This window comes from Alteromonas sp. S167 (assembly GCF_036864375.1).
In the GTDB taxonomy this organism is placed as follows: Bacteria; Pseudomonadota; Gammaproteobacteria; order Enterobacterales; family Alteromonadaceae; genus Alteromonas.
Window position 1 is genome coordinate 547,228 of record NZ_JAZETR010000002.1, and the last position, 13,378, is coordinate 560,605.

General features: G+C 43.4%; 13 protein-coding genes. 4 read left to right on the forward strand and 9 right to left on the reverse strand.

Features of this window, described 5'->3' with window-relative positions; translation table 11 throughout:
• Positions 1-91 precede the first annotated feature (91 nt).
• The 5 genes from V7R35_RS05640 to V7R35_RS05660 all read right to left on the reverse strand — a co-directional run bounded on the left by V7R35_RS05640 (position 92) and on the right by V7R35_RS05660 (position 4,738).
• Entirely contained in the window at positions 92-1,642 is a 1,551-nt protein-coding gene (locus V7R35_RS05640; protein ID WP_334013735.1) for a sensor histidine kinase, read from the reverse strand.
• Between the two features lie 199 nt (positions 1,643-1,841).
• Entirely contained in the window at positions 1,842-2,096 is a 255-nt protein-coding gene (minE, locus tag V7R35_RS05645) for a cell division topological specificity factor MinE (RefSeq protein ID WP_334013736.1), read from the reverse strand.
• A complete protein-coding gene (gene minD / locus V7R35_RS05650; RefSeq protein ID WP_334013737.1) occupies positions 2,096-2,905 on the reverse strand; it encodes a septum site-determining protein MinD in 810 nt (269 codons plus the stop codon). Before minD ends, minE begins: the two co-directional genes overlap by 1 nt.
• An 85-nt stretch (positions 2,906-2,990) precedes the next feature.
• Entirely contained in the window at positions 2,991-3,785 is a 795-nt protein-coding gene (gene minC, locus V7R35_RS05655) for a septum site-determining protein MinC (RefSeq protein WP_334013738.1), read from the reverse strand.
• A gap of 236 nt (positions 3,786-4,021) precedes the next feature.
• A complete protein-coding gene (locus tag V7R35_RS05660; RefSeq protein ID WP_334013739.1) occupies positions 4,022-4,738 on the reverse strand; it encodes a DUF6776 family protein in 717 nt (238 codons plus the stop codon).
• A 103-nt stretch (positions 4,739-4,841) separates the two neighbouring features.
• Here V7R35_RS05660 and V7R35_RS05665 point away from each other — a divergent pair, with 103 nt between their 5' ends.
• From V7R35_RS05665 to V7R35_RS05675, 3 genes are all read left to right on the forward strand, one after another.
• Complete coding sequence (locus V7R35_RS05665; protein ID WP_334013740.1) at positions 4,842-6,518, forward strand: chloride channel protein; 1,677 nt, start codon at positions 4,842-4,844, stop codon at positions 6,516-6,518.
• A gap of 1 nt (position 6,519) precedes the next feature.
• Positions 6,520-6,948: a CopD family protein gene (locus V7R35_RS05670; protein WP_334013741.1), complete on the forward strand. Its 429-nt coding sequence runs from the start codon at positions 6,520-6,522 to the stop codon at positions 6,946-6,948.
• 143 nt (positions 6,949-7,091) lie between these two features.
• The gene (locus tag V7R35_RS05675) at positions 7,092-7,283 is read left to right on the forward strand and encodes a hypothetical protein (RefSeq protein ID WP_334013742.1); all 192 of its coding nucleotides are present in this window, start codon (positions 7,092-7,094) and stop codon (positions 7,281-7,283) included.
• Positions 7,284-7,316: 33 nt separating this feature from the next.
• Here V7R35_RS05675 and V7R35_RS05680 read toward each other — a convergent pair whose 3' ends face one another.
• Positions 7,317-8,045: a UPF0149 family protein gene (locus tag V7R35_RS05680; RefSeq protein ID WP_334013743.1), complete on the reverse strand. Its 729-nt coding sequence runs from the start codon at positions 8,043-8,045 to the stop codon at positions 7,317-7,319.
• Positions 8,046-8,283: 238 nt separating this feature from the next.
• Between V7R35_RS05680 and V7R35_RS05685 the strand changes: the two genes are divergently transcribed.
• The gene (locus tag V7R35_RS05685) at positions 8,284-9,480 is read left to right on the forward strand and encodes an Nramp family divalent metal transporter (protein WP_334013744.1); all 1,197 of its coding nucleotides are present in this window, start codon (positions 8,284-8,286) and stop codon (positions 9,478-9,480) included.
• A gap of 81 nt (positions 9,481-9,561) precedes the next feature.
• On the opposite strand, the gene V7R35_RS05690 is transcribed toward V7R35_RS05685, so the two are convergent.
• The 3 genes from V7R35_RS05690 to typA form a co-directional block, all read right to left on the reverse strand.
• Complete coding sequence (locus tag V7R35_RS05690; protein WP_334013746.1) at positions 9,562-10,713, reverse strand: MalY/PatB family protein; 1,152 nt, start codon at positions 10,711-10,713, stop codon at positions 9,562-9,564.
• Positions 10,714-10,839: 126 nt separating this feature from the next.
• Positions 10,840-11,217, reverse strand: coding sequence for a response regulator (locus tag V7R35_RS05695; protein WP_334013747.1), 378 nt, complete (start codon positions 11,215-11,217; stop codon positions 10,840-10,842).
• A 272-nt stretch (positions 11,218-11,489) separates the two neighbouring features.
• Positions 11,490-13,322, reverse strand: a complete 1,833-nt coding sequence (gene typA, locus V7R35_RS05700; RefSeq protein ID WP_334013748.1) for a translational GTPase TypA — start codon at positions 13,320-13,322, stop codon at positions 11,490-11,492.
• Between the last annotated feature and the right edge of the window lie 56 nt (positions 13,323-13,378).

Below are 13,378 nucleotides of genomic sequence, written 5' to 3' on the forward strand. Positions count from 1 at the left end.
GCAAAAGTTAACAAAACAAGTAAACGGTATATACCGGTAAACATTCGGGTGTACGCCGAACTGCACTTTTCTCCATTAACCAACAAAATATCTAACTTTTCTGGCCTTCGTCATGATGCTCCATATTGGCCGGTCTTAGCTTGGGCATGCTAATTGTGAAACAGGAGCCAACATTCACTGTCGACTCTACCGCTAAAGCGCCGTTATGCGCCGCAATGATATTTTTTGATATAGCTAAGCCGAGGCCCGTACCTTGGCCAATAGGCTTAGTAGTGAAAAAAGGAGAAAAAATTTTTTGTAGATTTTCTTCACTAATACCTACGCCACTGTCTTTTATCGACACAACGTAGTTACTATCAGCTTCATCTACCGTTACTACCACATCACCACCCTTTGATGTGGCGTGAAGCGCGTTAATAATAATATTTAAAACAACCTGCTCTATTTCGCCTCGGTTAGCGTGTACTGTAGCTTTGCCTTCAAAAAGATTAACTTGGAGCGCCTGTTTGTATTGCTTGCTGTAAGAAGCAATTTTAGCAGCATGAGATGCTAGCTCGTTTAAATCGACAGGCGTAAATTCGGTTTCACCGCGATACACAAAGGTACGCAAACTGTTGCTAATGTTACTTAAGCGCTCAATACCTTCCATATTGTCTTGCAGCACTTCGTTTATAGACAGCTCCAATTTTGAAAGCTTATCTAGCAAGAGCGCAACGTCATTACTCAACTCATGTTCATCAGCTAAATCGGTAAGCGACAGGAACAAGCTAGAAAGTGTTTTTTTGAGGTATTTGTTGTTGGCAGAGATAAACGCCAAAGGATTATTGATTTCGTGTGCCACGCCGCTGGCAAGCAACCCCAAAGACGACATTCTGTCGGCTATGGCTAGCTGACGCTTCACCTCACTAAGTTCTTCTTGCAGTTTGCTACTAAGCTGAAATGTTTGCGCTGCTGACTTATCCATGTTCAGTTTTTCAAGACCCAATCTAAGCTGAGCAAGATGCGTATCTAAAATAAAAAGCATTTCAACATCAATAGTTGGGGTTTCTATTAACAGTCCCATCCAACCCAATCTTTTATTGTCATACTCGAAATTAGAGTATACAAACCAAACCGTGCGGTTTTCACTGTCCTGCTCTTCGTTTAACGGTAATTCCTGAATACACCAAGAGTTAATAATATTGTCGATTGAGGCGGGAATGAGGGAAGCAATATCAATATCGCCATAGTCAGGGTTTAATTCCCCTTTCACAAGCGAGTTAGTTTCAAATACTCCGTTTTGGCTGAATAAGCAGGTGGCATAGCTGGCCGAGGTGAACTCGAAACACAGACCCAGTAGTGATTCTACATAGGTTTGTCTACTGCCGCTATTTTTATGCTCTTGTGCCGATTTAACTAAGAACTCTATTTCAGCTTGTTTTTCGGTACTGTGAAGAATAGCCTCACGAAGTTTCTCGTTAGCTAGGTAAGTTTTCTGTGCGTATTCGTCAAGCATACTCTCTGCAGAATGACGTGCTTGCTTTTCACGCTCAAGTCGCCGCTTAAGCAGTGCGACTTCGTTTTGCAACGCAGTATTGGCTTGGTCCTGCTCAGTCAATTCCGTATGCACCAAGTCAGTGTCTACTGTATCAAGTGCGCCCATAGCACCCTCCGTATCAGAGCACTCGGTAAGCATAAACGCCTTAATTTGATAGACTGAGTGCATGTCCTTAAATTCAGTCTAGTTCAAAAAGCAATCACAACAATACTTCTCTTGTGTTATTAGCCAAAAGACTAATAACACAAGAGACACGTTATGTTGTGAGCATTTTCATTATATTAGCGCTTGATTGCTATGCTGCTTACTGTTCTGGAAGGGTAACGTTTAATTCTAAAACACTGCAATCATCATTATTGTCCAGCTGCACCGACACTTGGTCATCAGCAATAGTGACATATTTACGGATCACCTGAATAATTTCTTGCTGCATCATAGGTAGATAATCGGGCTCGGAACGTTTTTTTCGCTCATGCGCTACAATAATTTGTAAACGCTCTTTTGCTACCGCAGCTGTACTTGGTTTTTGCTTTTTCTTAAGCAAATCAAAAATGCCCATTACTTACCTCCTAGCAGTCGCTTGAAGAATCCTTTCTTCTCTGCCTCAAGAAAGCGATGTGGGATATCTTCACCCAACAATCGTTTTACTGCGTCGGCGTAGGCTTGCCCTGCATTTGCTTCTTCATCCAAAATGACAGGTTGCCCTTGGTTAGACGCTTTCAGTACTGCTTCAGACTCTGGGATAACACCTAGCAATGGAATAGCTAATATTTCTTCTACATCGGCAACGCTTAGCATTTCTGCGCTTTCAACACGTGTAGGGTTGTATCGTGTAAGCAGCAAGTGCTCCTTTACCGACTCGCCTTTTTCTGCGCGGAGCGACTTACTTTGCAAAATACCTAAAATGCGATCTGAATCACGTACAGAAGACACTTCAGGGTTGGTTACTACAATGGCTTCGTCAGCAAAATACAGTGCCATTTGCGCGCCCTGCTCGATACCAGCTGGTGAATCGCAGATAATAAAATCGAAGTCTTTCTTAAGCTCATCCAATACGGCTTGAACGCCCTCAATGGTAAGTGCATCTTTGTCACGCGTTTGAGACGCAGGAAGTATAAATAAGTTGTCTGTGCGCTTATCTTTAATCAGTGCTTGCTTCAACGTAGCTTCTTTATTAATAACGTTAACGAAGTCGTATACCACACGGCGCTCACAGCCCATAATAAGGTCTAGGTTACGTAAGCCCACATCAAAATCTATTACCACGGTTTTGTTGCCAGCCAATGCAAGCCCTGTGCTTATAGCTGCACTTGATGTGGTTTTTCCTACGCCACCTTTACCTGACGTAACTACGATAATCTTTGCCATATACTTTTCCTATTTTTCGCACTGCAACACGGTTATTAGCGCTAAGTTTTTTTACGCTTAAGCTAATAGTGCTTAGCTTTTACACTTAGCTAAGCGGTGCAATACGTAATGTTTCTTCTTCTAAAAATATTTGTGCGGGCTTTTTCCAACAATCGCCCTTCACAGATTCATGCATAATGAACTGGCCTGCTATAGATACCAATTCAGCGTCTAACGACTGGCAAAACACCCGCGCGTTGCTGTTACCTTTCACCCCGGCTAGCGCACGGCCTCTAAGCGTGCCGTAAACATGTATATTGCCGTCAGCCAATAATTCAGCGCCTTCGCTAACCGATGCAGTAACCACTAAGTCGCTACCCTGGGCGTAAATTTGCTGTCCTGAACGCACTGGGCGTGATACTACTTTTGCAGGCTTAAGCACACTTGGCGTCTGTGCCGTTGGTAAAGACTGCACTGTACTGTTATTGGCATTTTCTGCCTTCACGGCGCTGTTCTGTTCTTTTTGAGAGGAATTGATGCCCGCGCCTTCTTCGCTATTTGTCTCTGAACGCTGCGATTTAAGTGCACTGTCAGTAAACTTACTCTGGCTAACATCAGCTAAGCCCAAATCGTTAATAACAGGTTTAAGTTCGGCAACTTGCCCCTTTACTGCCATGGGCTGAAGATTTAGACGCTTGCATAAGGCCACCAGCAATTCAAACTCAGTTGCAGACAATGGCTTCAACAAATGCAAAATTAATGATGAACGGGTAAAAAATTGTGGAGCACTTGCTACTTTTTGCGTGAGTTGCGCTTCAAACTCATCTAATTCAAACTCTATTACTTCAAGTACAATGCTAGTTAGCGTTGTACCCTTCATGCGAAAGCACGTTTCTGTCATTTTTTCTTCCTAGAAAGGCTTTTAACACCGCTTAGAATAAAAAGCCTAAGGGCGCAGTAACACGCCCTTATTTACTTGACTGTCACTGTATCAAAATTCCCTCTAACGGCAACTGTTAAGGCTCCATTGGCCTTGAATAATGTGCGTTTACGCAATCAATTGAACACTTATTAATCAAACACTTATTTGGAGCGTAACATTAATATAAGCAATCAAAGCCAAAGGCGTTCACTGATTTATTTCTGAGGCTCAATAACCGTTGTTAACGCCTCGTCCCAGGGTATAGAAAGCGTATAGTCGCCTTTTCGGGTTTTGTATTGATAAAACGCGGTAGAAAATGAAATAGTGTCAGGCTTTACATCATCAGGTAAGTCAAACGCCACATTAACAGCTTGGAAAAACCGGAATCTATATTTAATGTCTTGTGCGATAAAGCTTTCGTTGCCTGAAGAAACTGTGTATTTCGAGTTATCTTTTTGGCCTGTAAGCGTGACGTTCAGTGCGCCGTTTATTACCGCTTTTTGCTTACGAGATTGCAACAACACTAAACGAAGCTGGTAACGGTTATTGGCCAGTTTAAAAACTTCTACGCCCTCAATTGCGAAGCCATCTTCCGACTTTTCAGGAGCCACAACGCGCTCGTAAAAAGCAATAAGCTCTTGCTGTGCCTCAAGCTCTTTACGCTGTTCATTTACAACGTTTGTCATTTTTTCGGTTTCAAGTTTGGCAATTTCAAGCGCAACCTCAAGCTGATTAACGCTTGTAGTGAGCTTGTTATTTTCTTCAGAAAGCACATTAATAGTGTCTTGCTGCGCACGTACTTTTTTACTGTCACCTTCATCGAAATAGCGCGCGGTTTGATAACCAAAGCCAATCATTAATATCATGACAAACGCCATGATAAGCGACCATTTATGACTTCCCAGCACTGCTTTTAATTGATCAACTGTCATTTTCTACGTCAATTTTCATGCTTAAACACCACGTTCTTAAGATTATGAAAATTAAGTGTTTGTGGTAAGCTTCTATCCTATGTTGATTCTACTGTAACACATCATGCGCATACAGGCTTTAAGAGAGGAAGTTGCTCACCCACGCACATCAGTGCAGTTATGCCTGTTAGGTATTGTTGGCGGCACCAGCGCAGCGTTTATTATTATACTTTTCAGATTATGCGTTGAATGGCTTCAAGAAACCGGCATTACAACGTTGCAGTCTTTTCTTAAATACGACTGGCTTGTATGGCTAGTTATGCCGTTTATAAGCGTGATGCTTATTTTGTTTATCGCTTTTCTTACGGGCTTTAAGCACTATCGGTTGGGCATTCCTTTTGTTATTCACAGGGTTAAGTACTACTACGGCCATATTCCTTTTCGCACCACGATAAACCAGTTCTTTGGTGGCATGCTAGCCCTTGCCGGTGGTTTTGTAGTGGGTCGAGAGGGCCCGTCTGTTCACCTGGGCGCGTCGGGAAGTGGTTTTTTAGGTCAGTGGCTGCGTTTACCTTATAACAGTATAAGAATACTGGCTGGATGCGGTATCGCCGCAGGTATTTCCGCTTCATTCAACACCCCATTTGCTGCTGTTATTTTCGTGATGGAAGTGGTATTGAGAGAATACAAAATACACATTTTCGTGCCCGTTATGCTAGCGGCAGCATGCGGTTCAGTGCTTACACGTATTGTATTTGGTGAAGTAAACGAGCTGTCCTTTCTTTCGTTTCACGCCATTAGTCAGTGGATGTATTTCTACTTAGTTGTGTTGGGTATATTGCTTGGCATACTTGCCGTGTTATTTAACAGCCAATTAATGCGTGTAATGACATGGTTCAGACCAGTTTCTATGGTGTGGCGTTTGGTGTTAGCGGCAGCAATAACCGGCATTATTGGCATGTTGATTCCTGAGGCTCTAGGGGCAAGTTTTGTTGATGTTGAGCATCTGTTTGCAAGTTCGCCAGGCACGTTGTTACTGATATCCACTTTGGTATTTAAAGTAATTTTAGCGGTTTTTGCTATTGGGCTAGGTATACCTGGAGGGATTATAGGCCCTGTAATGGTAATCGGTATGTTAGCTGGCGCCGTGCTACTTCTGCCACTGTCCTATTTTATCGACGTACCCGAGTTCACTAGTAGTTTTGCGCTTCTCGGCATTGCCGGCATGCTAACTGCGGTGCTGCATGCGCCCTTAGCCGCTTTATCTGCTGTAATGGAACTGTCCTACAGCCCACAAATCATTTTACCCGCTATGCTGGTTATTGTGCCTGCTTATGTAACGTCTACTCAGTTTTTTGGTAACCGCTCTATATTTATCAGACAGCTTGATTACCAAAACCTGCCGTATGCCATATCGTCAATCCGAGAAGCGTTAGAAAAAACTGGCGTACTGGCAGCGATGAACACAGACTACAAACTATTTCACGATGCGCCAGAAATCGCTCTACGCAATCATCTTGAAAAGAATCCAACTAAAATTGTGGTTCAAAAATTAAAATTTGAAATAGATGTGCAGTATAAGCTGGTCCAATACAATGTCAGTTTAGATCATGATGCATCGGCGCTCACTTATCATGAAATGGAAGGCATTAGTGCACAGTCGACGCTTCATGAAGTTTATGAGCATTTAAAAAATTCGCGTTCAGGCGCGGTGTATATTTACGATCAGGAGCTAAATGATATTGTGGGTGTAGTTACTTGGAATATCTTACAAAGCTTCCTACAGAAGGCGCATTATTAACATGTACATTTTATGGTTTAAGGCATTACACATCTTTTTCATGCTCGCATGGATGGCAGGTATTTTTTATCTACCAAGACTGTTCGTCTATCACGCATCTACACAGTCTCAAGTGGTTAAAGATGAGTTTAAAGTAATGGAGCGTCGATTATGGTTCTTTGTAACGCCATTCGCCTTACTCACACTTGTCTTTGGCGTAGCGCTTATTGTTAGTTACGGAGAAACATGGTTTAAAATGTCTGGGTGGTTACACCTAAAGTTATTACTTTTACTTGCACTTTATGGCTACCACTTCTATTTGTTTAAGTTACTAAAGCAGTTTGCGCGAGATGAGAACAGACACTCATCCCGTTTTTATCGCTTCCTAAACGAAGCGCCTGTTCTGGTTGTACTTGCCATTGTGTGTTTGGCTGTAGTGAAGCCATTGTAATAATTTACAAAAACTGCACTATCAAGCAAGAAAAAACAATGTAGTATGAAAGACAGCACTCAAGGAACAAGTGCTGCAAAGGAGACCAAGCCAGGGGTGACCTTGGTTTGATTACATTGATTTGTTAAACACGAGATAAGCACATGGATGACAGTAACCAACACCTAAAACACTTGCTCAAACAGACTGACCTCGCTTTCAAAGCGCTCATGCGCGAGCCATCGTCGTTGCATCTCAACGAAGAGTATGAAAAGGCAAAGCTTGAGCTTGATAGCTACACGGCATCGTTAAAACATACGCTTGATCAAAGGCATCACCAGCAGCGGCAGCGCTAAAATGCTTGCGTTGGCGCGCAGGCAAAAATTGGCTTAAGTCACCTTATTAAACATTTCAAACTGATTAGGTAAAGCGTCTGCGAGCTCGCCGGCAAGCTTGATATAATCTTGAAGCACAGCAGGAAGTTGTTTAATTAACAGCGTTAGATTATCGTTTAACTGTGCTGCTTGTTCGTCAGTTCTGTGTTTTAGTGCCAGCTCAACATTGGCTAGTGTTGAAAACATTTTAAGACAACGTGACAGTCGTACTTCGGGCGTCTCTTGAGCATCATCGCGTGTGCCTTGGTGAGCCCTACCTTTATCTTCGCTTGCCTGTTCATATAACTTTTTATCTGATTTTGTATCCCGCTTTTGTTCTAAATGTCGCCATGCACTTTGCCACACTGGCTCAACCATTTTATGCACTTGTAAAAGCCCGTTCAGCCATAGCACTAGCGACTCAGAAGGTCTTGCTCCTGAGGGAGTATCAACAGCCACAAACAATGCGCTATCAAGTGGCCCTCTACCCTGGCGCATAAAGTCTAAATGCGCGCGTAATCCATTCATAAGTGTATCGGCAAGCTCATCAACATCACTGTCTATTAACCTGCTGCCGCTTTGCTGAATAAACCAAGGCATCCACTGCTCAGGCATAGGAATTTCAGGAGTTGCGGCAACCGCGAATATCATTCCATCGGCTTGCATGGGTGGCGGAAGCACATTGCTAGCAGCGTGCTTTTGCACAACGTCCTGTATATATGTAATGGGTAATGCTTCGCTCACCGGTGAATCCTGTATATGTTTGCGTTCTTTTTCTCGACACGTTAGGCTTCGCGTCCCTTTTTCTGATACTGCCTGTTTAGCGTCAACTTAACAACCGCTGACGAAGTCAAACGAGTGAGTTTCAAATTTGGCACGCGACAATGAGGAAATCAGCACGTTCTGATTAGAATTGAACGGTATTGTTGCGTGCTTGCTTTCCTATTGTCATGATAGCAAAACTTAACCAAGAGTCGTTGCAATGGCAAAAGATAAATCAGGATATATCATCGCTGCCGCATTCATTGGGCCCGGCACCGTTACTACTGCTAGCTTGGCAGGGGCAAATTTTGGCTTTCACTTAGTTTGGGCATTGCTGTTCTCAGTTTTTGCAACCATTGTGCTGCAAGACATGGCCGCCCGCTTAGGTGTTGCAAGTGGCCAAGGCTTAGCCAGCGCAATGAAGGAAATGGCGTACAAACCATGGCTTAAAAATGCGTTTATTTTACTAATTGTTAGCGCTATCGGTATTGGCAATGCAGCTTACGAGTCGGGTAATTTAACCGGTGCCGCAATAGGTTTAGACGCCTTTATTGATATTGGTATTGGCGCATGGGCGGCAGTTCTAGGCGCACTTGCCATCGCGCTACTTTATTCTGGCAGTTATAAATGGATAGAAAGTGTATTGGTGTACCTCGTCTTCATTATGGCTGGGGTATTCTTTATTACGTTGCTGGTTGCCAAGCCCGACCTTGCAGCTATGTTTAACCAACTGCTTTCTCCACAATTAAATATCGATACCATCACAACCGTGCTGGCACTTATTGGTACCACTATTGTTCCTTACAATCTGTTTCTTCACGCCAGCCTAGTGGCAAAGTCATCGAAAGGACAAGATAAAACTGCAGCCGTGAAGGCCTGCAGAGCACAGTCGGCTAAAGCAATCAGCATGGGTGGATTAATAACCCTTGTGGTCATGGCAACAGCAATGATGGCGTTTTTCAATCAAGCGGCCACCATGGATGCCAGTAATATGGGCGCACAACTTAAACCAGTATTGGGCGATAAAGCACAATGGTTCTTTGCGCTTGGTTTATTCGCTGCAGGGCTAACAAGTGCCATTACTGCACCTCTTGCCGCAGCCTATGCAGTGACAGGTGCGTTAGGACTATCTGATGATATGCACAGCAAGCCATTCAAGGCTGTGTGGCTGGTAATTATTATCATTGGCGTAAGTGTGGCTGCATTGGGTTTTAAACCTTTACCAGCAATTTTGTTTGCACAAGCCACCAATGCCCTTCTGTTGCCTATTATTGCCATATTCTTGCTCATTGTTATGAACAAAAGTAATGCATTGGGTGAATTTAGAAACACGTGGAAAAGCAATATTGCTGGCGGCGTTGTGGTAACAACCGTGGTTGGTTTAGGGCTTTACAAGCTTTCTGGGGTTTTCTTTTAACCCCTCACTTAATAAAACGGCTTCTGATTCGCGAAAAGTAAGCAGAAGCCGTTAAACTTGAATTAAATAGTTGTAGACCTATTAGCGTGCTAGACGAGACAAAATATCATCTAACATAGCACTACTACAGCCAAAGTTAATCCTAAAGTGATCTGCTTTGTGGAAATCGACACCAGGTGATGGCCCAACGCCCTTCTCTTCAGCCCACGTTAAAACATTCTCAACACCTAGCTTACTCGCATCTATCCATGCCAAGAAAGTAGCATCATTTTTAATCATGCTTAACCCTTCTATTTCATTAATGGCGTTAAATACTTTGTCGCGATTTGACTTCAAATAAGCTAACTGGGCCTGATGCCAGTCGTCACATTGAGTAAACGCAGCTTCAGTGGCTGCAAGACCTAATACGGTAACCCACGGCACAATACCTGCCGCAGCTTGGGTGAATGCTTGGCGTAACTTGCGGTTAGGGATGATTGCAAACGAAGTGCCTAAACCTGCAATATTAAAGGTTTTACTGGCAGCCATTAAGGTAATGCTGTTTTCAGCTAGGTCTGCTTCTCGTCCTGCGGGAATATGTTTTTTACCTGGCTCTAATATTAGGTCGCAGTGAATTTCATCAGAGCAAAGCTTTACGTTGTTTTTATTGCAGATGTCCGCAATACGGTCTAGCTCGTCTTGTGTTAACACCGAACCAACAGGGTTCATCGGGTTACATACTATAAACAACTTACACTTAGGGTCGGCCGCCTCACGCTCTAATGCTTCAAAATCTAGCGTGTAGCGTTCTGGTGTGTCGTCGGTAGCAGGTTGAATAACGGTACCAATATCAACACGCTCAAGGCCATTTAACTTGGGGGCAGCTAACAGTGGAGGATAGTTTGGCGTTTGTACAAGTACTTTATCACCCGCTTCACAATATGCTTTGCAAGCAACGTTAAAGGCAGGCACCACACCCGGTGTCCATACCAACCATTCGGGTTCAATATGCCAATGGTGTTTATCTTTAAGCCAGCGAACTACAGCGTTTATTGCGCCTTCGTGATGTGCTGGCAGTATGTAGCCCATATTACCGTGCTCAATCTGTGAGGATAACGCATCAAGAATAGGCTGTGCACAACGAAATTCAGTATCAGCAACCCAGGCCGGAATAATGTCTTTGCCTTGGTATTTTTTCCATTTGAATGAAAAGGTGTCTTTTCTGTCTGGGGTATTATCGAATAGCGCGCTCACGTGAAGTCCCGTATCTCATTTCTATAAAAATTCAGATACCAGTGTAGAAGTTTCGTTTTCAAGAAACTAGGCGCAAATGCAGTTTTACTATATCGAAATCAACTTAATTAGGAATGCTAGTTCTTTCTAGGCCAGTGCCTTCATTACTTTTTGTGACTTGTTGATGAGGTCTTTCATATCAAGTGGTTTCGCCAGAAACCCTGAAACCTTGAGCTTTTTAGCCTCAACAACAAGGTCTTTATGCGGGTCGGCAGTGATCAGCAGAAAGGGAATAACCAACCCTTTCGCTTGAATGGTTTTAAGTAAACTAAGACCGTCAAATTCAGGCATTACCTGATCGCTTATCACTAAGCTAATAGAATTAGACGTTTGTTGAAGGAGGAAGTCACGAGCAAACTTACTGCGACTGAAAGGGTATACCGTAGCGTTAAGCTTGGTCTCTAATGCATCGGTAATAAGGTCTAACGTAATAGGGTCATCTTCAACAACAGCAACTGAGAACACGGCTTACTTCCTCACTACAAACTTCTTTATAAATTAGAAATATGAAACTCAACACACTGCATTAAACAACCTGGCGCTAAGTGCAAGATCACACACCTTTACTATTTCTAAGCATAGAAGGTAGCAAGTAATTTCTCCACTCACCTTTCGGATAAGTTATCAAAAGGTATTATTTCATTTTACTGTCAGTTGCTTACAAATAATCTGCCGATAAAACAAAAAAAATGCCAACACGAGGTTGGCATTTTTCAACGTTTTTGCGTTTAAGTCGTTTACGACTTAGGTGCGCGAGATGCACGCTTACGCTCGTTTTCAGTAAGAAGCTTCTTACGAATACGAATAGACTCAGGTGTTACTTCTACTAGTTCGTCATCGTCGATAAACTCAAGCGCTTGCTCAAGAGACATCTTGATTGGTGGAACAAGTGTTTGTGCTTCATCAGTCCCCGATGCACGAACGTTAGTAAGCTGCTTACCTTTAAGCGCGTTTACCGTTAGGTCGTTGTCACGGCTGTGAATACCAATAACCATACCTTCGTAAACTTCAACACCGTGACCGATAAATAGGCGACCACGCTCTTGCAAGTTAAACAGGGCGTTAGTTAGTGCTTTACCGTTTGCGTTCGCAATTAGTACACCATTCTTACGCTTACCAATAATACCGCCTTTGTAAGGGCCATAGTGATCGAACGTATGATAAAGAAGACCAGAGCCCGACGTCATTGTCATAAAGTCTGTTTGGAAACCAATTAGACCACGGCTTGGAATTACGAAGTCGATACGTACACGACCTTTACCGTCTGGAGACATGTCGGTCATTTCAGCTTTACGAAGACCTAACTGTTCCATGATTGAGCCTTGGTGTTGCTCTTCACAGTCGATAGTTAGCGTTTCGTAAGGTTCTTGTGTTTCACCGTCTACCTCTTTCAGAATTACTTCTGGACGAGATACAGCAAGTTCGTAACCTTCACGACGCATGTTTTCAATAAGAATACCAAGGTGAAGTTCACCACGGCCAGATACGCGGAACTTGTCCGGATCTTGTGTTTCTTCTACACGTAGCGCAACGTTGTGAACAAGCTCATCGTTCAAGCGCTCAAGAATGTTACGCGACGTTACGTACTTACCTTCTTTACCAGCAAACGGAGACGTGTTTACTTGGAAAGTCATCGTAACTGTTGGCTCGTCAACCGTTAGCGGAGGAAGCGCTTCAACAGTGTTAACATCACAAATAGTGTCAGAAATCTTAAGCTCGCCAAGACCTGTGATTGCAATGATGTCACCAGCGTGTGCAGATTCAACTTCGTGACGTGCAAGACCAAGGTAGCCATATACTAGGCCAACTTTACCGTTACGCTTTTGACCGTCAGCAGTTACAACAGTAACTTGCTGGTTAGGCTTAACTGAACCGCGTTTAACACGACCAACACCAATTACACCTACATACGAGTTGTAATCAAGCTGTGAGATTTGCATTTGGAATGCGCCATCTACATCGGCGTCAGGTGCAGAAACCTGCTCAACGATAGTTTCGAAAAGTGCAGTCATATCCTCTGCCTTTTCATCTGCATCGTGCGATGCCCAGCCGTTAAGCGCTGAAGCGTAAACAACTTGGAAGTCTAGTTGCTCATCAGTTGCACCTAGGTTGTCGAAAAGGTCGAACACTTGATCCATAACCCAATCAGGACGTGCGCCTGGCTTGTCAATTTTGTTGATAACAACAATTGGCTTAAGACCCTGTGCGAATGCTTTTTGCGTTACGAAACGCGTTTGCGGCATTGGACCTTCTTGAGCGTCTACAAGTAGAAGTACAGAGTCGGCCATTGACATAACACGCTCTACTTCACCACCGAAGTCGGCGTGTCCTGGAGTATCTACGATGTTAATGCGGTAGTCATTCCAGTTAATTGCCGTGTTTTTCGCAAGGATGGTAATGCCACGTTCTTTCTCGATGTCGTTCGAGTCCATTACACGGTCTTCTTGCTCGCCTCGAGATTCAAGGGTGCCAGACTGTTGTAACAGTTTGTCTACCAGGGTTGTTTTACCGTGGTCAACGTGAGCGATAATTGCGATGTTACGCAATTTACTAATATCAGTGGTATTCATGCTTATATAGAGCCTGTGTAAATCGGTGCCTACCCCTTTCACAATGAAATAAGTGT

Excerpts from the sequence above, each read along its gene's own strand:
- V7R35_RS05640 (WP_334013735.1), bottom strand. The coding sequence starts at position 1,642 with ATGGGCGCACTTGATACAGTAGACACTGACTTGGTGCATACGGAATTG.
- minE (WP_334013736.1), bottom strand. The coding sequence starts at position 2,096 with ATGGGCATTTTTGATTTGCTTAAGAAAAAGCAAAAACCAAGTACAGCT.
- minD (WP_334013737.1), bottom strand. The coding sequence starts at position 2,905 with ATGGCAAAGATTATCGTAGTTACGTCAGGTAAAGGTGGCGTAGGAAAA.
- minC (WP_334013738.1), bottom strand. The coding sequence starts at position 3,785 with ATGACAGAAACGTGCTTTCGCATGAAGGGTACAACGCTAACTAGCATT.
- V7R35_RS05660 (WP_334013739.1), bottom strand. The coding sequence starts at position 4,738 with ATGACAGTTGATCAATTAAAAGCAGTGCTGGGAAGTCATAAATGGTCG.
- V7R35_RS05665 (WP_334013740.1), top strand. The coding sequence starts at position 4,842 with ATGCGCATACAGGCTTTAAGAGAGGAAGTTGCTCACCCACGCACATCA.
- V7R35_RS05670 (WP_334013741.1), top strand. The coding sequence starts at position 6,520 with ATGTACATTTTATGGTTTAAGGCATTACACATCTTTTTCATGCTCGCA.
- V7R35_RS05675 (WP_334013742.1), top strand. The coding sequence starts at position 7,092 with ATGGATGACAGTAACCAACACCTAAAACACTTGCTCAAACAGACTGAC.
- V7R35_RS05685 (WP_334013744.1), top strand. The coding sequence starts at position 8,284 with ATGGCAAAAGATAAATCAGGATATATCATCGCTGCCGCATTCATTGGG.
- typA (WP_334013748.1), bottom strand. The coding sequence starts at position 13,322 with ATGAATACCACTGATATTAGTAAATTGCGTAACATCGCAATTATCGCT.